Origin of the sequence: Mesorhizobium sp. M5C.F.Ca.ET.164.01.1.1 (assembly GCF_004792125.1) — a bacterium.
Classification (GTDB): domain Bacteria; phylum Pseudomonadota; class Alphaproteobacteria; order Rhizobiales; family Rhizobiaceae; genus Mesorhizobium; species Mesorhizobium wenxiniae.
In genome coordinates this window covers 1-313 of the sequence record NZ_SRTG01000418.1, presented here as the reverse complement: position 1 = coordinate 313, position 313 = coordinate 1, and the positions used below count along the sequence as shown (strand labels likewise).

Below are 313 nucleotides of genomic sequence, written 5' to 3'. Positions count from 1 at the left end.
GAGATGGCGCTTCAGCACGCTGGTGAAGGCATAGAGGTCGACCGCCTCATTGTCGGCGCGCTCGCCTGCCGCGGCCAGAGCGTCGAGCTCCTTCCCGCTCACCGAATAGGTCTCGGCCAGGATCTGCTTGAACCGCTCCCATTCGACGTCCTGGCGCACCCCATCGGCGTTCATCACATGATAGAGCAGCGCGGAAGCCGCGACGCGCGGATCATCGGCGCTCGGCCTGGTCTCGCCGGCAGCCGGCAGATCCCTCAGGAAGGACAATACCCGCTCGAACATCGATATCTTTCCCCTGCCCGCCAAAACCGGC

The 313-nt window shown here is 64.9% G+C and carries 1 protein-coding gene; it reads right to left on the bottom strand.

Annotation, left to right across the window (positions count from 1 at the left end; translation table 11 throughout):
• Positions 1-282: TerB family tellurite resistance protein (locus tag EN807_RS34085; RefSeq protein WP_189522696.1), on the bottom strand; the 282-nt coding region annotated here is incomplete at its 3' end.
• Positions 283-313 lie beyond the last annotated feature (31 nt).